General features: G+C 45.1%; 13 protein-coding genes. 6 read left to right on the forward strand and 7 right to left on the reverse strand.

All coding sequences use genetic code 11. The features are described 5' to 3' along the window. The 4 genes from E1163_RS13620 to E1163_RS13635 all read right to left on the reverse strand — a co-directional run. Positions 1 to 1,046, reverse strand: a 1,046-nt coding sequence (locus E1163_RS13620; RefSeq protein ID WP_155172688.1) for a D-alanine--D-alanine ligase family protein, incomplete at its 3' end; no start/stop codon positions are given. A gap of 52 nt (positions 1,047 to 1,098) precedes the next feature. Then, on the reverse strand, positions 1,099 to 4,056 hold the full coding sequence (locus E1163_RS13625; RefSeq protein WP_155172690.1) for a T9SS-dependent choice-of-anchor J family protein: 2,958 nt from the start codon (positions 4,054 to 4,056) through the stop codon (positions 1,099 to 1,101). Positions 4,057 to 4,158: 102 nt separating this feature from the next. Next, a complete protein-coding gene (locus E1163_RS13630) occupies positions 4,159 to 4,464 on the reverse strand; it encodes a NifU family protein (protein WP_155172692.1) in 306 nt (101 codons plus the stop codon). 4 nt (positions 4,465 to 4,468) lie between these two features. Continuing rightward, on the reverse strand, positions 4,469 to 5,563 hold the full coding sequence (locus E1163_RS13635) for an Mrp/NBP35 family ATP-binding protein (protein ID WP_155172694.1): 1,095 nt from the start codon (positions 5,561 to 5,563) through the stop codon (positions 4,469 to 4,471). A 157-nt stretch (positions 5,564 to 5,720) separates the two neighbouring features. Between E1163_RS13635 and dnaG the strand changes: the two genes are divergently transcribed. The 4 genes from dnaG to surE all read left to right on the forward strand — a co-directional run bounded on the left by dnaG (position 5,721) and on the right by surE (position 10,568). After that, entirely contained in the window at positions 5,721 to 7,643 is a 1,923-nt protein-coding gene (gene dnaG, locus E1163_RS13640; protein ID WP_155172696.1) for a DNA primase, read from the forward strand. Positions 7,644 to 7,796: 153 nt separating this feature from the next. Beyond that, positions 7,797 to 9,026, forward strand: a complete 1,230-nt coding sequence (locus tag E1163_RS13645; protein ID WP_155172698.1) for a bifunctional 3,4-dihydroxy-2-butanone-4-phosphate synthase/GTP cyclohydrolase II — start codon at positions 7,797 to 7,799, stop codon at positions 9,024 to 9,026. Positions 9,027 to 9,029: 3 nt separating this feature from the next. Continuing rightward, entirely contained in the window at positions 9,030 to 9,644 is a 615-nt protein-coding gene (locus tag E1163_RS13650) for a hypothetical protein (protein ID WP_155172700.1), read from the forward strand. A 153-nt stretch (positions 9,645 to 9,797) separates the two neighbouring features. Next, the gene (gene surE / locus E1163_RS13655) at positions 9,798 to 10,568 is read left to right on the forward strand and encodes a 5'/3'-nucleotidase SurE (protein WP_155172702.1); all 771 of its coding nucleotides are present in this window, start codon (positions 9,798 to 9,800) and stop codon (positions 10,566 to 10,568) included. A 10-nt stretch (positions 10,569 to 10,578) separates the two neighbouring features. On the opposite strand, the gene E1163_RS13660 is transcribed toward surE, so the two are convergent. The 3 genes from E1163_RS13660 to priA form a co-directional block, all read right to left on the reverse strand. Beyond that, a complete protein-coding gene (locus E1163_RS13660) occupies positions 10,579 to 11,277 on the reverse strand; it encodes a DUF6048 family protein (RefSeq protein WP_155172704.1) in 699 nt (232 codons plus the stop codon). Further along, positions 11,249 to 11,902 carry a hypothetical protein gene (locus tag E1163_RS13665; RefSeq protein ID WP_155172706.1) on the reverse strand — a complete coding sequence of 218 codons (654 nt, stop codon included), beginning with the start codon at positions 11,900 to 11,902 and terminating at the stop codon, positions 11,249 to 11,251. Before E1163_RS13665 ends, E1163_RS13660 begins: the two co-directional genes overlap by 29 nt. A 71-nt stretch (positions 11,903 to 11,973) precedes the next feature. Further along, complete coding sequence (gene priA / locus E1163_RS13670) at positions 11,974 to 14,487, reverse strand: replication restart helicase PriA (RefSeq protein ID WP_155172708.1); 2,514 nt, start codon at positions 14,485 to 14,487, stop codon at positions 11,974 to 11,976. Between the two features lie 337 nt (positions 14,488 to 14,824). Here priA and E1163_RS13675 point away from each other — a divergent pair, with 337 nt between their 5' ends. Together E1163_RS13675 and E1163_RS13680 are read left to right on the forward strand one after the other, a co-directional pair. Next, the gene (locus tag E1163_RS13675; protein ID WP_185156085.1) at positions 14,825 to 17,566 is read left to right on the forward strand and encodes a S8 family peptidase; all 2,742 of its coding nucleotides are present in this window, start codon (positions 14,825 to 14,827) and stop codon (positions 17,564 to 17,566) included. Between the two features lie 339 nt (positions 17,567 to 17,905). Continuing rightward, positions 17,906 to 18,961: a fatty acid desaturase family protein gene (locus tag E1163_RS13680; RefSeq protein ID WP_246223665.1), complete on the forward strand. Its 1,056-nt coding sequence runs from the start codon at positions 17,906 to 17,908 to the stop codon at positions 18,959 to 18,961. Positions 18,962 to 19,035: the final 74 nt, after the last annotated feature.

The following is a 19,035-nucleotide window of genomic DNA, read 5'->3' on the forward strand; positions in this document are numbered from 1 at the left end:
TGGCTTCTTTCAAAGCGCCTGAGTGCCATTTCTATCAGTTTGGTGATCAGGTTGGTAAATGAAATACCACGCTCTTTCCACATCATAGGGAACATACTGGAATTGGTAAACCCGGGAATGGTATTGATCTCATTGATGATGATGTCACCGTTTTCTTTTAAAAAGAGGTCTACTCTGGCAAAGTCTTCACACTTGAGGGCCAGGTAGCTTTTGATAGACAGCTCCTGGATCTCTTTTGCAATCTGTGTATTTACATTTGCCGGTATTTCAAGTTTCACGGCTTCAGGATCGAGGTATTTGGCTTCGTAGGTATAAAAATCATAATTCTGGCTTATCACAATCTCACCGGGCAGTGAAGCTTCGGGCTTTTCATTGCCCATCACTGCGCACTCCAATTCGCGGCCTTTTATATATTGCTCAAAAATGATGGTGCTATCAAAATTGAAAACATCAGCTACGGCGTGATTGAAACCTTCTTCAGATTTTACTTTATGGACTCCAACTGAAGAACCCAAATTGGCGGCTTTGGCCATAAAGGGCAGTCCCAGTTCATCCTTTAATCGCTGAAAAGTTATCTTTTCCTTTTCATGGTAATCAAAAGAGACATATTTGCTTACCGGTATACCGGCAGATTGCAGCAACCTTTTAGAGTATAGCTTGCTCATAGAGATGGCTGAACCCAAAACCCCGGTGCCAACAAAGGGTACATTGATAACGCGCAGAAGTCCCTGAATGCTGCCATCCTCGCCATCAGTACCATGGAGTACGGGAAACACAAGGTCAGGAACCAGCGTGCTGCCGTCGTGGCTGTTAAAAAAGCCACCTTTTTCTGCATTCAGGTTAAGCTTAAGGGAATCCTCGGAAGTGAAGTCTCCGTTAACCTCTTTCTTTAAAAACCACTCACCTTTTTGAGATATACCAATAAGTACCGGTTCGTACTTCTCCTTATCAATAAATTCAAAAACATTTTTGGCTGAGTTAATTGAGATTTGGTGCTCAACGGACTTGCCGCCAAAAAGAATGGCTACGGTTTGCTTTTTATCCATGGATCGTAATGAGATTATAACAGTTGGGCCAAATATAAAACAACTCCGGGTATCAACGTAACAGCCAAATTATTTTTGTGTAGGAAAAAGATTCGCCCACTACCTTGGCAAAGTATATACCCTGTGCCGCATGGCCATAATCAAAGGTGTACGTCTGGTTTAAAGTATTATCAAAGACTCTGTGTCCAATAACCTGCCCGCGGGAATCGTATATACCTATCTCAACGGTTTCCTTTTCAGGCAGATCAAATGAAATATTAAAAATACCTCCGGGCGCCGGATTAGGATAGATCAGGTCTCTTGTTACCTCATGTTTGGTCACAAAGGTCTGGATGTTGTCCAGGTAAATATTGCTGTCGCTGTCTTTCGTTACGATGAAGGCAATCCGCAGGTCATCTTCCTGCAGGTACTCGGCGAGGTTTACATCTATGCGCGACCAGACTGAATCTGCCCGTGGAGTGCTGGTGAAAGTACCTGTACCCAGCTCTTCACCGAACCTGCTGAAAACCTCTTCTTCATAACTGACTCCGCAATCGGTACTCACGAGAATGGTTAGGCCGTCTTTGGAACCTTTAGAGTACGAGTAAGCCAGGTCAAAAGACAGCAGGGCCTGGTCTGCGGTGGTGAAAGCCAGTGCGGGACTCACTAGCCAGCCTTCCTGCCCTGAGCCTGCCAGAAACAATGAGTTACCTCTGTCCGTTTCTTCAAGTCGCCACGATACCACATTGCCAATGTCATTGACCGCTACCCAACCCGAAGAACTAAAGTTTTCGAAATTCTCTCTGATCGGCAGCTCGTCTTTTTCATCATTCACATAAAATGCACCTGACAGGGTATTGTTGGAGGTGTTGATATCATTGGAGCCGGAAAGTTCTATATTATAAACATGCTCCCCAAGAGCAAAAGTCTGGCTGGGCAACACTACCTCAGCCGTTTGCCCCGGCTTGAATGTATCTATTGCGATTTCACTGGTGACGAGCTGACCGAAGTCAAACTGGTAATTGAGTGTGAATTGTTTTTCAATGGTGCAACCCTGGTTTTTAACCAGAACGGTTGGTGCAACTTCCTGAGGACAAACTACCTTTGACGGGCGCGAAAGGTCAATAAGCGCAAGGTCTTTTCGGTCATTGGTGTTGTTACTGTCGTTGATAGTGATATTGTCAATATAAAGGTTATTACCATAGCCGTTTCGGGCTATGAAGGCTATCCTTACATTGGAATTTCCTAAAAAGTCATCGAGGATCAGACATTCCTTTTTCCAGTCAGACAGGCCCGATGGAAAGTAGGAGCTGGAAGTTTCATTGGCCGTAGCCAATTCGCTGCCATAGCTTTCGAAGAGGGTGTAATCGTAAGACTGACCGCAGTTGGTCGATACTTTGATGATCAGGCCGTCGGCGTCTATCTGTGGGTATTGAGCGTAGGCACGGTCGAAAGAAAGTATGGCAAAAGTAACGGAAGAAAGGTCAAGGACTGGTGTTATCAGGGTGTCGTAATCCCCTTCAACCTCATAGTCGTAAAAATTGACATAAAGTGCGGTATTCTCTGAGCCTTCCCCATTAGGTACATTCGTTCTTGCTTCCCACGTCTTCTGGCCGTCAGGGTTTTGGACAGTCCACTGAGCAGGAATCTCTCCCGAAGCGAGCGTATTAAAATTCTCTTCAATAGGAATGTTTATGGATTCAGGGACCTCGACAACTGTTGTAACCTGATCATTGTCTGCATTGCCATCAGCACCGCCATTAACGGCAGTTATCTCGTAGGTAATGGTATAGTCACCGGTTATATCGAGGTTCGCCGGATCAAACTCCACCGTGTCAATTTCCAAAGGGGCGAGATTTAACACAAAAGTAGTAGCATCTACAGGCCCTCCATTGATCTGAATGGTTATTTCAGCAGAAGTAATAGTATTGCTGCCATAATTTCTTATTGCCAACGTAGGAGTGGCAGTACCTGCGCAAGCACTATACAGAGGGCTTACTACATTTCTGATGCCCAAATCATTGCTGACTGTTTCCGGTGGTATTGCGCCTTTGGAGTTTCTGAGGCTGGCGCGTCTTGGGCTATTGTCCAGGATCGTCCTCATCCGGGTTTTCTGGTCTTCGGTGAAGAGGTTCATGCAGGCATCGTTGGTGTAGTCCATGTAATTCTGGATCATATCAACTGAAGAGCATGATGTGGGGTTTGAGTCAGGGCATCCGGAGGTACTTCCTCCCTGGTTTGGCGTGTCGTCTACAAAATCAGACAAGGAGCATCCGCCGCTGTCATCGCCCCAAATGTGCCTTAAGCCAAAATAATGGCCAACTTCGTGGGTTGTGGTGCGGCCAAGGTTATAGGCGTTGATCACGCTGGCAGGAGGGTACTTCTCAACTGAGCCAAAGGCCCGGTAGTCTATCACCACACCATCGGTATACCTGCTTGCACTGGCAGCATCCAGCCCGTTAAGCAGGTCTGTAGTTGGAAATTGTGCGTACCCCAGGTAGCTTCCGCTAAGGTCGGTAACCCAGATGTTGAGATAATCTTCCGGTGCCCATAAGCTGAGGCTTTTAAGTTCGTAGTTATCGGCCAGGTCCCATTGAGAACGCCCGCCATTTATCCTTACAATGCCGGATGTAGGCAAGCCCTCAGGATCGCGCTGGGCCAGGGCAAACTCAAGTTCAACATCCGAAGCTACGGGAAGGAACATCGCCGGGGTGTTGGAGGCATCGGCATTGGTCCTGCGGAAATCTTCTGTTAGCACCTCAATTTGTGAAATGATCTGGTCGTCAGGGATATTGCCCCCGATCCCGAGCATTTCACCATTATGGATCACGTGGACGACTACCGGTATGGTGTAGACCGTGGCGTCCTCTCTGGCAATGCCTTTTTCCAGGGCGGCTTTCCTTTCTTGTATTTTCTTTTTCAGCCAGTTTTCAAATTCTTCCTCTGAGTGTAAGTGAGGGTGTTTTTGCTGTCTTATTTTCTGGTATTCAACGGTGGCGCAGCGTTGGGCGTAAAGATGGGACTGCAGCAAGGTTGATATACATAACAAAAAGCCTGCTATGAACAGGCTCTTTGTTGTTGATGATATTTTACTTTTCTTTTTCAGGTCCAATAGAAGTTAACGGTTCAGGCTTTATAACATGTTATCAGGTAATTTCGCATGGGGGTCGTCAGGATGAGTTATATTGACGGCCTCTACAGCTTTAACCTGAGGTACAGCCCTTCTGATCGCTTCTTCTACTCCCGCCTTTAAGGTCATCGTGGACATGGGGCATGAACCACAGGCACCCAACAACTCCAGTTTTACTACCAGGTCATCAGTCACCTCCAGTATTTTCACGTTGCCACCATCAGTTTCCAGATAAGGCCTGATGTTGTCCAGGGCCTGGTCAATTCTGGTAGTGATATCTTCCATAGATAATGTATTCGTGGATTCCATTTAACTATACTTTAAATTCTACCGTTTTGGTCTTATCAAAATTAGCATTTCTTATGGCTACCTGTCTTGCCAGGGTTTCAGCCAGATCGGTAAATGCTTTCTGGGTAACACCTTCTTTCATTACGGCAGGGTACCCGTTGTCTCCGCTTTCGCGAATGCTTTGAACTATCGGTATTTGTCCAAGTAAGGGAACATCGAATTTTTCCGATAAGTTCAGCCCTCCACCTTCGCCAAACAGGTAATATTTGTTGTTTGGCAGCTCTTCTGGAGTAAAGTAGGCCATATTTTCCACAATACCCAAAACAGGAACGTTTATTTGGGGTTGTTTAAACATGGCAAGTCCCTTTTGGGCATCAGCCAGCGCCACTTTTTGAGGAGTGGTCACGATCACTGCACCGGTTACCGGTACGGTTTGTACCAAAGTCAGGTGGATATCGCTCGTGCCCGGAGGCAGGTCAATGATCAGGTAGTCAAGTTCTCCCCAGTCGGTATCGGCAATAAACTGCTTTAGTGCTGAGCTGGCCATAGGGCCTCTCCAGATCACCGCATTATCAGCAGGGGTAAGGAAGCCAATAGAGATCAGCTTTACACCATACTGTTCAAGGGGCACGATCACATTTTTACCATTGATCTGCTTTACACTTGGCTGCTCATGCTCGCAATTGAACATGGTAGGTACGGACGGGCCGTAAATATCGGCATCAATGATACCCACTTTGGCACCTTCCTGTGATAACGCTACTGCCAGATTGGCGGCCACAGTAGATTTACCTACTCCGCCTTTACCGGAAGCTACCGCGATGATATTTTTTACATTGGGGAGTAACGGAGCACTGCTGCGTGTGGTAGTTACATTGGACGTCATCACCACCTCTACTTCAAGGTCCTTATCCACATGCTCGTGTATAGCGTCTATACAATTGTTTTTGATTAATTCCTTTAGCGGACAGGCCGGTGTGGTCAATACTACGGTAAACTTTACCGAGTCGCTAAACACCTCTATATCCTTGATCATATTGAGCGTTACCAGATCCTTTTTAAGATCAGGATCATCTACCGTTGATAACGCTTTCAGTATATCAGCTTCTGTATATTTCATTAAAATCTTCCCTTCAAAATCGAATTAAAATTTCAGCTTGCAATTTAGCTTATATGTTTTGCTTTTAGTAACATTTATACGACAAAAATAGTTGTTTGACTATTGTTTTGGGCGATGATCGTTTTAACTATCTTTGAGGTTCACTAAATAAATAATCTTGATCAACCAGGCTACGATACAGCAAGTTAAGGACCGGATGGATATCGAGGAGGTCGTGTCTGATTATGTGAGTCTTAAAAGAAAAGGGCAAAACCTCTGGGCATGCTGTCCTTTTCATGATGAAAAAACGCCTTCATTTTCCATATCACCGGCCAAAGGCATATATAAGTGCTTTGGGTGTGGCAAGGCAGGTGATGCTATCTCATTTGTAGAGGAGCACGATGGCCTTACTTATATTGAAGCTATTAAGCATCTGGCGCAAAAGTACGGTATAGAAGTACAGGAAGAAGAGCAGAGTGACGACCAGGTACGGCAGCAAAATGAGCGGGACAGCCTTTTTATAGTGCTCAATTTTGCCAATGAGTATTTTAAGGAGACTTTAAAGAAGCATGAAGAGGGGCAATCCATAGGCCTGAGCTATTTCAGGGAGCGGGGCTTTACGGAGAAGACCATTGAGAAGTTTGAGCTTGGCTACAGCCTTGACCAATGGGACGCCCTTACACAGAAAGCGCTTAAAAATGCCTATAATGAGGATATCCTCAAAAAGGCAGGACTCCTGGTGCGGAAAGACGATGGAAAGAAATATGATCGTTTTCGCGGCCGCGTTATTTTTCCCATACACAATGTTACCGGTAAAGTTGTAGCTTTTGGGGCGCGTACTTTAAAGAAGGATGCCAAACCGAAGTACCTCAACTCGCCCGAGACCGATGTATACCATAAAAGCAAAATCCTTTACGGTCTCTTTCAGGGCAAGCAGGCCATTCGCCAGCAGGACAATTGCTACCTTGTAGAAGGCTATACTGATGTAATTTCGATGCATCAGTCTGATATAGAGAATGTGGTGTCTTCCTCCGGTACATCACTTACCGATGACCAGATCAGGCTGATCAGGAGGTTTACGGATAATATTACGGTATTATTTGACGGAGATACAGCCGGACTGATGGCTGCATTGCGCGGGGTGGATATGATCCTGGAGGCCGGGCTTAATGTTCGGGTGGTAGTATTCCCGGAAGGAGAGGACCCGGACAGTTATTCGCGAAAGCTGGGTACTTCGGAGTTTAAAAAGTACCTGAAAGAAAACTCCCGCGACCTCATTACCTTCAAAGCAGGCTTGTATGCTGAAGAAGCTGCCCGTGACCCGATCAGGAAGGCCGAGTCCATCAAAGAGATCGTCAGCAGTATCACCAAGATCCCTGACCCGATAAAGCGTGCCATCTATATCAAGGAGACCTCTTCGGTGCTGGATATTGATGAAGGGGTGCTTTTGTCGGAGATGAACAAGCTGCTGATCAACCAGAAGCGTAAAAAGGGCAAGGAGCAGGAGCAGCAGGCTACCACCACTGAAATGCTTCAGGAGCTTATGGATGGCCCTGCGGAGAGCAAAACCCTTGATCATTCCAAAATCGTTAAGATCCAGGAGAGGGAGAGCATCAGGCTGTTGATCAACTATGGTTTCAATGAAATAGAAGAGGAGTACAGGCTCTACAACTATCTTTTCGAACAGTTGGAAGACATAGAATTTACCACGCCGGTTTACAAGGAAATACTGGAGATATTTAAAAGGGAGCTTGCGGAGGGCAGGGTGGTGGATAGCCACTTTTTCATCAATCACTGCTCAACTGAAATAAAGAATGAAGTGGTAAACCTGCTTACCGAAAGGCATGAAGTGAGTCCTAACTGGAATGATAAGTTCCAGATATTTGTGCCCCATGAACACGACATCCTGGAAAATGTGGTTTTCACCAATGTGCTCAGGCTTAAGTTCCGCGTGGTACAGAAGCTCATAACCGATAACCTGGCTAAAATGAAAGATGCGAAGGAGGAAGAAGAGCAGGAACGTTATTTCAAAATACATGGAGAGCTGAAAAAATCCGAAATGGAGATTGCCAAAGTCCTGGGTATAGTAGTATCCCGCTGATATACTGACTGCTTGCACAAAGAAGTTTTGCCGGGAGCCAACCTATTGAATTAAATACTCGTACGAACGTCAGAGAGTGATAAGTTGTTGAAGAAGTGGAAAGTTTTTTTACGTAAGTGAAAAGACCTATTTTTGTCAAAATATTAGGGATTAATGAGCCAGGATAAAATTAAATTAAACACTATTGAGGAAGCCCTCGAAGATGTAAAAAATGGGAAAGTGATCATCGTAGTAGATGATGAGGACCGGGAAAACGAAGGTGACTTCATATGTGCCGCCGAGTGCATTACCCCGGAGATCGTAAACTTTATGGCAACACACGGCCGCGGCCTGATCTGTGTGCCTTTGGTTGAGGATCGTTGCGAGGAGTTAGGGCTTGAATTGATGGTGGGCCGAAATACCGCTGCCTTTGAAACACCTTTTACGGTTTCGGTAGATCTTATTGGTCATGGATGTACTACAGGTATCTCTGCGCATGACAGGTTCAAGACTATCAAAGCGCTGGCTGACCCTGAAACTGATCCCGAAGAACTGGGCAAGCCCGGCCATATATTTCCGCTAAGGGCCAAAAGAGGCGGTGTGCTGAGAAGGGCTGGACATACTGAAGCTGCAATCGATTTCGCCAGACTGGCAGGTTTCAGGCCTGCAGGTGTACTGGTAGAGATCATGAATGAAGATGGCAGCATGGCCCGTCTACCTGACCTGGTTCATGTAGCCGAGCGTTTCAATCTTAAGCTGGTTTCCATACAGGACCTGATCACTTACCGTGTAGAGAAAGAAAGCCTTATCCAGCGCAAAGTGGAAGATGTACATATGCCCACCGAGTTTGGTGACTTTAAACTGATCGCTTATGAGCAAACCAATACGGGTGATAACCACCTGGCTTTGGTAAAAGGCGAGTGGGATGCCGATGAGCCTGTACTGGTTCGGGTACACTCCTCATGCGTGACCGGTGATATATTTGGCTCCTGCCGCTGCGACTGTGGCGGACAATTGCATGGAGCTATGCAGATGGTAGAGAAAGAAGGTAAAGGCGTGGTTCTTTATATGAACCAGGAGGGCAGAGGCATTGGTCTGGTTAATAAGTTAAGGGCTTACAAACTACAGGAAGAAGGGCTTGACACTGTTGAGGCCAACCTGAAACTGGGCTTTGAAATGGATCAGCGTGACTATGGTATCGGCGCCCAGATATTGAGAGATCTTAACATTCATAAAATCAGGCTGATATCTAATAATCCAAAAAAACGTGTTGGATTAATTGGATATGGTCTGGAAATTGTGGAAAATGTAGCTATAGAAATGGTCCCCAATGTACATAACCACACATATCTTAAAACAAAGCGTGACAAGATGGGCCATCAAATTTTAAAAGATAAAGGATAATACGTGAGAAAACTTTTTCTGATTGCAATACTTTACTTATCAGGTCATTTTGGCCTGGCCCAGGTTTTTCCTTCTGAAGTATGGCACGATGGAAAGTTAGTATTATTGGAGGGAGATACTCTTGTAGGGCAGGTAAAGTACAATCTGGAAACGGACCTTGTGCAGTTTACCAGAGATAACCAGACCGTTAAGGCTTTTACTGCCCGCAAGCTTCTTTTCTTTGAAATTTTTGATAAAACAGTAAACCGCTACAGGCAGTTCTATGCCATTCCTTATAATGTGAAAAGCAATTATAAGGCACCGGTGATGTTTGAAGTGCTTTACACCGGAGAGCACCTGTCTTTGCTCAGCCGCGAGGCCATCGAGTACCAGGTGGCCAATTATCCTTACTCTATGGCCGGCACCTATACCCGGCTTGAACTGGTCTACACCCATTATTTTCTCAAACCTGATGGTTCTATCATTCAGTTTACCGGCAAGAAGAAGGACCTGCTGTGGGTGATGAACAAAAAATCGTCGGAAATAAAAAGGTATATTAAAAATAACAAAATACGTATAGACCGTCGCTCTGATCTTGTTAAATTGGTGGCTTATTACAATTCCCTGTTTGGGGAGTAGGCAGTACTATAAGTTAAGACCCCTTAAATAAGCTCTTATCCGTAAGGAGACGGGTTTAGGAGAGGGTGAGATTAAACCAAAACCTTAACTGAATAGCATTGGAAAGGGCAATAGGCCTGCCAGTCATCGATTGAATAAACTTACAATATACGCATGAAAAGACCGCTGATCTTAGTATCAAATGACGATGGAATTACGTCAAAAGGAATCCGTACTTTAGTTGAGGTGATGAAGGAGCTTGGTGAGGTAGTAGTAGTGGCACCTGACAGCCCGCAATCGGGAATGGGGCACGCCATAACTATCGGTAATACCCTCAGGCTGGAGGAAACTGACATTTTTGGAGATGTTACAGCTTATGAATGTTCGGGAACGCCGGCAGATTGTGTTAAGCTGGCCAAACATTTTGTGCTGAAAGACAGACGCCCGGACCTGGTGGTGAGTGGCATTAACCATGGTAGCAATACTTCAATCAGCATTCTGTATTCAGGTACGATGTCGGCCGCTATAGAAGGTGCCATAGAGGGCATGCCTGCCATAGGTTTCTCACTTTGCGACTATTCTTCTGATGCTGATTTTTCCCATACGCGTGAGTACGTGAAAAAAATAACCCAGACTGTATTGGAAAAGGGACTGGCTAAAGGTGTGGCACTTAATGTTAATTTCCCGCCAAAAAGAAATGAAAATATCAAGGGAATCAAAATATGCAGACAGGCGCGTGCCAAGTGGCAGGAGGAGTTTGACCAGCGCTATGACCCCAATGGCAGAAGATACTTCTGGCTTGCAGGTAACTTTGTAAACTTTGATAAAGGTGAGGACAATGATGAGTGGTCCATTGCCAACAATTATGTGTCGGTGGTGCCTTGCCTGTTCGACCTTACTGCTCACCATGCCATTAGCATGATGAACGATGAGTGGGAATTTTAATTAATCTGCTCTACAGGCTGAATCGGATGTAGACATTAACAGCAGGTGTGGTGTTGTCAAATGCACGACCGTAACCAGGGATGGCATAGGTATCAATAGGGGTGAGCGTGGTATTAACGGGACTGGGCTTATCCCTTTTATTCAAAATCCTTAAACTAATGTACCCGCCGATTGACCAGTGGTTGTCCAGCTTGGTTTCAGAACCCAGAATGACTTCAAACCAGTCAGCTTGTAAGCCTTCGTAGCTGAATCCATCTTTATAGTTATCCCAGAGGTCGCTGCCTATTTCATAGGTGCCACTCTCATCAAACATACTCATGCCATATTTGGCTCCTGCGTATAGCATACTCTTGTTGTCTATGGGCATCAGGTAGTTGATACCTATTCTTCCATACCAGCCTTCAGAGAGATAAGTACCATTATTGATGGCTCCTCCGGGTTCCAGTTTGCCCATACCTACCTGTATGTTAGGAGATAGGCGGTTTTTGAACCTGAAAGACAGGCCGGCTTCAAACTTGGTTTCAAAATCAGTAGGTATCGTCAATAGCTTTCCGTAGTCAATAAAAATGCTTGGCCCTGCATCTATTTCAATCACCAGGGTATCAGTGGCCGTGCCTGCGTCCTCATCCACATCAGCTTGAGCGAAGCTAACCTGACAGAGCAGGGAGAGCAGTAGAATACTAAAAATATGCTGTAGCAGTGGCTTCATTGCTGGAAAAGTTAGTTGAATCTCGCTGACTTATTTTCAGACTGTCGAATTGAGTATAGTCGGGGATGTTGAAATCGTAAGCCTTTATTACTACATACCGTTCTTCCTCCCTGATTTCACGGGTATAATAGGCGTCCAGGGAGTATTCCTGATCATCTATAGTAACTATAAACCTGCTGAAATCTGCATTGGTGTTGAGCGGAAGTCTGTATAAAGAGAGGCTGTCTTCATACACCAGTGTAGCTATACCATTTTGGGCTCTTACGCTGGTAACCTGCACTTTGCCTGAGTTGATCAGGGTTATGATGGCGTTAAGCTCAGTTTTGTCTTCATTTAATAACTTCTTATAGGCGTTCAGGGCCTCTTTGTTTTCAGAGAAATCGGCATCTTCGTCCCTGTTTTCTAATGTATCAATCACCACCAGGCTGTCTGCAATTGCTTCCAGCTCCGCATTGATAATGGCTATGCTGTCGTTGAGCGTGGAGATGCTGTCCTGGTTAATGAATTTGATCCTGAAAAAGGGTTCTATGCCTGTGATCTCCGGCTCGTTTTCTTCGCAACTGATGGCGGTCAATGCCAGAGTAGCCAGCGTCAATGCCAGAAGTATGTCTGTAATTTTTTTCATCAATGTCGGCAAAAATATAAAATGATTTCCAGTTTACGGTCTATGTCAGAATAAGATTATGAGCCATGGGCTTAGTAAGGATCTACGTCAAAGATAATTTTGGAAGATTTCAGGTCCTTTTCCTGCATCAGGTCCAGCCTGGCTTCCAGCAATACCTGCTTCACTTTGGATAAACTTACCTGTGATCTCTCCAGTTTGATGATCAGCTCCATCAGGTACTCATTTCTGATCTTCGATATGACCGGTTCCTCCGGGCCTAGCACACGTTTTGTGCCAAGTTTTTCTTTAATCAGGTTCCCGAACTTGATGGCCGTTAAAGAAGCCAGTTTTGCATCACGGTTTTTTACTATTACACCGATCAGGCGAGTGAATGGAGGGTAATGGTGTGCCTGGCGTTCGGCTATTTCGTTGGCGTAAAACCTGTCGTAGCCATTGGTAATGATCTGTTTGAGTACAGGCTGTTCAGTGTTCCTGGTCTGGATCACTACTTTGCCTTTTTTGTCCCTTCTGCCTGCCCGTCCGCTTACCTGGGTAGAAAGCTGGAACGTACGCTCAAAAGACCTGAAATCGGGGAAATGCAACATCCTGTCAATATCGAAGATGCCTACCAGGTTCACATTGTCAAAATCCAGTCCTTTACTTACCATTTGGGTGCCTACTAGTATGTCGATGTTGCCTTGCTCAAAATCTGAGATGATGGTGTCGTAGCTGCGTTTTTTGCGAGTGGTGTCCAGGTCCATGCGTTGGACGCGGGCCTGGGGGAAGAGGAGCGAAATTTCTTCTTCCAGTTTTTCCGTACCAAAGCCGATGGTTTTCAGGTGTGTGGCACCGCAGGCCTCGCAGGTATTGGGTAGCGGTTCTTTATACCCGCAGTAGTGGCACCTGAGCTCCTTTCTATATTGATGATAAGTCAGGCTGACGGCGCAACTGTTGCATTTGGGTATCCAGCCACACTCACCACAAGTGATATAGGGCGAATATCCCCGGCGGTTTTGAAAGACGATCACCTGTTCTTTCTTTTCCAGGGCCTGGTTAATGGCATTGATCAGCTCAGAAGAAAACTCACCTTTAGATAGCTTTTTATTCTTTTCCCGGATCATATCAGCAACCACAAAGTCAGGAAGCTGGCCTGCACCAAAGCGGGTGGTGAGCTTTACCAGGCCATATTTGCCCTGCTGGGCCTGATATTGCGATTCCATGGAAGGGGTGGCAGAGCCTAGCAGTACCTTGGCATGATGCTGACTGCCGATCACCATAGCCATATCCCGGGCATTATACCTCGGGGCGGGGTCGTATTGCTTGTATGATGACTCGTGCTCTTCATCCACCACAATGAGACCGAGGTTGTCAAAGGGTAAAAATATTGCTGACCGCACACCCACCACAAACTGATACCGGCCTGAAAGCACACCCTTCCATACCTCGACACGTTCATTATCAGAGAATTTGGAGTGGTATACCCCCATTTTGTCCCCGAATATTTTACGCAGCCGGCTGACAATCTGGGTGGTGAGGGCTATTTCCGGTAGCAGGTATAGGATCTGGCTACCACCTTCAAGTGCATCCTGGATCAGGCTGATGTATAGTTCTGTCTTTCCACTTCCGGTAATGCCGTGGAGTAGCGTAACATCTTTTTCTTTAAAGCTGGTAAGTATTTCTTCTTTGGCTTTTAGCTGGGTCTCTGTCAGGTTAATCTCGGCTAGGGAGTTGTCGTAAGCGTCAAACCTGGAAACAATGACCTCAAACTCTTCAAAAATGTCGTTCTTGATCAGTGTTCTCAATGAAGAATCTGACAAGTCACTACCGGTGAAACTAGATTTGATCAGCCCCTTTTTGTTAAGCTCGGGATGATTGAAAACCGGCACATTTTGCAGGTAATGAAGCAATATGGCTTCCTGCTTGGGTTTGTTGGCCAGCTCGTCGAAGATTCTTTCAAGCTCATTTTTAGGCAGCCACTGGGGTCTTAACCTTATCCGGGACTCTTTCTTGGGCCTGTATTTCTCTTTTACTTCTTCAAAAATGATAATGGTTTCCTTGTAGACGAGCGACTTAATAATGGTGTAAATCGATTTTTGGTTAAGCAGTTTGCTTATCTCGCCATAGCTGAGGCTGTCGTTTTTCAGCAGGGTTTCAAGTACTATGGTTTCCTTGTCGCTAAACTCCAGGTCGGACTCATAGTAGTCGAAGTGGGGGTGAAGCTGTACTTTGGATTCGCTGCTGAGTTTCAGTCCGGTAGGCAGAGCTATGTTAAGCACTTCGCCCAAAGTACACATGTAGTAGTCGGCTATCCACTGAAAGAGTGAAATCTGTATTTCATTGATCACGGGCTCATCGTCGAGCACCTCCAGGATGTATTTGGCCTCATATTTCTCAGGAGGGTTCTCATGGATCCTGCCTATCACGCCCGTCAATATTTTTCTTGAACCAAACTGAACGATCACCCTGCACCCTATCCGCACAAGGTCATCCATCTCATGGGGTACCCGGTAGGTGAACATCTTCGGTATAGGTACCGGGAGTATAACATCAACAAACCACGTTTGCCGTGTATCTTCGATAGCCGTTTGAAATTCGAGTTGACTCATAACAGTTGCGAAGGTAAAGGTAAATGATCAGTGCAAACTTACTAATCATTTGGGGCAAGTATATTCAATAACCACATTGTCATGGGAATATGTGTTGAATGGATGGATTTTTGCAACCCTTTATTATAAAAATGTAGTGCAGTTACGGAGCTTGTTTTTTGTGGGCGTACCTCATCAATATGTAGAACTTGGGAGTACCGCTTCAATGGCATATAGAATGGTTCTGTCACTTTACCTACTTCTTTGGCATTCAGTCCGTTCAAAATCGCATTCAGCAGATTCCGGGTCTATTTTCAAGGAAGGATATTGGTTACATTTGTTTTCAGATAAAGATGATATGAAGGGACTTATACAAAATCCTTTTTTTATAACGGCGGTTTTGGTATGCGCAATAGTATTGGGCACGGATAAAACTGCTGTGGCCCAGGTTTCACCAGGCATGGAGAAAAAAGCTTATGTGGATAACCAGTTGATCGTGAAGTTCAGTGGGGGTATCAACATATCGCGACAGCAAGCGGGAAGGCTTTCTATAGATGATCCACAGATCAGAGAGCTGAACAGGATGTTAAATGTAATAAGTGCCGAGAGCCTTGTGCCGGATAGCCCCGGTGCGAATGGCAGCAATAGTGCCAGAAACAGTCAGTCCGCAGCCCGGCAGCCGGTGTTGTACACTTTCGGTGAAAAGATTGATGTCGATGCCGTGATCCGGATATTGATGAAAACAGGATTTTATGAATATGCTGAACCTAACTACATGGGCTATGGCGGGGCGGCATGCAGGGTTACCCCGAACGATGAATATTATGACAATCGCCAATGGGGACTGAGTAATGATGGTACATTAACAGCCAATAGCATCCAGGGCGCGGATATAGATATGGAAAAAGCCTGGGCCATAACTACCGGTGACTCAAGTGTGGTGGTGGCAATTTTGGATTCCGGCATAAAACTGGACCACCCGGAATTTGAGGGCAGACTCTGGGTAAATGCCGACGAAATAGCCGGGAACCTGCTGGATGATGATGATAACGGGTACTACAACGATATTCACGGCTGGGACTTTGTGAATAATGATAATGACCCGGTAGATGATCATGGCCACGGTACCAATGTGGCGGGCATTGTGGGTGCTACCGGTAACAATGGTATCGGGTATGCCGGGGTGGACTGGAAATGTAAGCTCATGGCATGCAAAATACTCGATGAAAATAACTCAGGACTTTACTCTACCTGGATCTCGGGCATTTATTACGCAGTAAATAATGGTGCTGATGTTATCAACATGTCTGTTGGTGGTACCAATTATTCTGCTTCCATGAAAGATGCTGTGAACTACGCCCGAAATAATGGCGTGCCTGTAGTAGCCAGCATGATGAACCTGGATAGTGATCAGGTTTTTTACCCTGCGGGATATGAAAGTGTAATCGCTGTTGGAGCCACCAACCCGGACCATACCCGGTCGAGTCCTTTCTTTTATGATGCTGCCAGTGGTAGTAACTATGGCAGTCATATTGACATCTCAGCCCCGGGAAACTACATCTATGGCCTTAATTATAAAGGTAATAACGACTACAACCGCATGTGGGGCGGCACCTCGCAGGCAGCTCCACACGTGACGGGGGTTATTTCGCTGATCAAGGGAATGAATGGCGGGCTTTCGGTTGATTCTATCAAAAGCATACTATACAGCACGGCCATGGATGAGGTAGGACGACCTGGAGAAGACGTTGCAGGCTGGGATAAGTATCATGGCCATGGAGTACTCAATGCGCATAACGCCTTATCGAAGCTGGCAGCTACCTATGTGGATCAGCCGGTTTGCTCCGGTTCGGATTTCACTTTTCCTGATGGTACGGTCCGGACTAATATTACTGAGAGTATCAAACACACCAGCACCCTCCTTTCTCAAAATAACTGCGATAGCGTGGTGGTGACTTCACTGGTGATAAAACCGACCTATAGCCGGTCGCAGGAGGTTTCCGTGTGCAGTGGTGAAAATTACACTTTCCCCGATGGCACGATAGCTACAGATATTTCAGAGGCTTTCAATCATCTAAGCCAATTAACGACGACTCATGGATGTGATAGTCTGATATCGACAATAGTTAAAGTAAATGCAGCCTACGAAATAGACCAAGAGGCCGCTGTTTGCAGTGGAGAAGATTATACCTTCCCTGACGGTACCACAATCACTGGCATAAGTAGCGAAGTGGTGCATACGAGTACATTTCAAACCACAAAGCATTGCGATAGCCTAATCACCACAACAGTCAGCGTAAGACCAAAATACCACACTGAGCAGGAAGTGCAAATATGTAGCGGGGAAAGTTATGTATTTGCGGATAAGACTGAGCTCGAAAACATTGTGGAGGATACGGTTTATACCAGCCACTTTAAAACAGAGTTCCAATGCGATAGTCTCATTACTACCAGCATACAAGTATTGCCATACTATGAATTTTCGGAAGAAGTGGAGGTATGCCACGGCAATAGTTACACTTTCCCCGATGGCACCTTAAAAGAAGATATAACCAGTGACCTTGCTTACACCAGCACATTGACTACTGCTACAGGCTGTGATAGCCTGATCACTACGCAGGTGGAAGTAAAAACCATAGATGCCTCAATACAGGTAAGCGAACAGACCCTGGTCTGTAATGCCCTGGAGGCTGAGTACCAATGGGTAAATTGTGCTGATGGACAGATGAATATAGAAGGGGAGGTGAGCAAGGCTTATCAACCTTTGCAGTCAGGCAGCTATGCTGTAGTTGTTTCAAAAGGCGGTTGCGAGGCTACATCAGAGTGTGTGGAAGTAACGCCTTTAGGGGTAGGAGATCCCGGGCAGGAGCTGGTGAAAGTTTATCCTAACCCTACATATGGGGAGCTAAGCATAGAAACCGGTGGTTTGGGTAAAAAATTTAAAGTGGAGGTGACAGACCTGTCCGGTAAGGCTATTAATGTGCCGGTTTCGTATGAATCCCGTAAGTTGAAGGTTAATATTGACCGGCCTTCGGGTATTTATTTGCTGCATGTGTATGATAAAGCCGGAGTAACAACTTTTAAAATCGTAAAGGAGTAGAGCAAGGCAATAACTTTTGTATTGTGAGGATTGTTTACAATATGATTAACGTCTCGTTTGAACTTAAAAAATAAGTGCTATGTTTGTACCGTGTTGTTCCTAATGTAAGGATCTTAAGACCACTCTCAAAAGTATCTCAATAATTCCTACACGCAGTTCCACAAGTAGATCAGACACTTAATACTCACAAGAGTTTGAAAGATCAGTTGACAAGAAATTAAAATTCCATTCGCTTGATTATCAAGAGTCTGACAAGAACTAAGTAATACAAAATACAATATTATCAATACAAAGAACCCCAAATTTTCAAACACTGCTGGCTCAGATTTTTCTAAAACGTTGAAGAACCGGGTCAACGATTATTTTAAAACTAATAATCTCAGCAAGTATGGTAATGGCAGTATGGTAACAAAGACCATATTTATGCTTTCTCTGTTTTTTGTGCCTTTGATTATCGTAAACATTGGTTTTATAACTAGTCTTTGGGCGTTGTTTTTCATGTATATACTCAGCGGACTGGGTATGGCGGGAATAGGAATGGGTGTAATGCACGATGCTATACACGGATCATATTCAAAAAACAGGAAGGTGAACAAGTACATGGTCTATACGCTCAACCTGATAGGGGCTAATGCTACGATCTGGAAGATACAGCATAATGTGCTTCACCACACCTATACCAATATTGACGAAGCCGATGATGATATAAGCGCACCGTTTTTTCTGCGCTTTTCACCTCATGCTAAAAAATACTGGCTACATAAATTTCAGTTTATCTATATCTGGTTTTTTTACGGGCTCTCTACCATTTCATGGGTTACTTCGAAGGATTTTATCAAGATGAGGCAATACAGAAAAATGGGCTTCATCAAGCAGGAAGAGTTCAGAAAAGAGATGCTACAGGTAATTGGCTGGAAGCTGCTGTATTATTCTTACACATTGGTACTTCCGATCATTATGCTTTCGATATCACCATGGCTGGTGGTGCTTGCGTTTATAACCATGCACTTTGTTACCGGTATAGCTATCAGTCTGGTATTTCAGACGGCACACGTAATGCCTACATCGGAGTTTCCGGTGCCGGATGAAAATGGCCTTATAGCCAATGACTGGGCTATCCATCAACTGGCAACTACAAGCAATTTCTCACCTCGCAGCCGGGTCTTTTCCTGGTTTATAGGTGGGCTAAATTACCAGGTAGAGCACCATTTGTTACCCAATATTTGCCACGTGCATTATAGAAAATTGTCGCGCATTGTGGCTGAAACAGCTAAAGAATATGGCATTCCGTACCATATCAAAAAAACTTTTGTGGCTGCCGTTTGGGATCATATTAAAATGCTATACCAACTGGGCAGGATGGAACTGGCGCCGGTAAAACAACGGGTAAAATAAAAGACAGGTCAGAAACAGGCCTGCATTAGTAAAAAGAACATACAAATACAATTAATAAAGTAATGCAAGAAGGA

The sequence above is a fragment of the Fulvivirga kasyanovii genome, assembly GCF_009711405.1.
GTDB lineage: Bacteria > Bacteroidota > Bacteroidia > Cytophagales > Cyclobacteriaceae > Fulvivirga > Fulvivirga kasyanovii.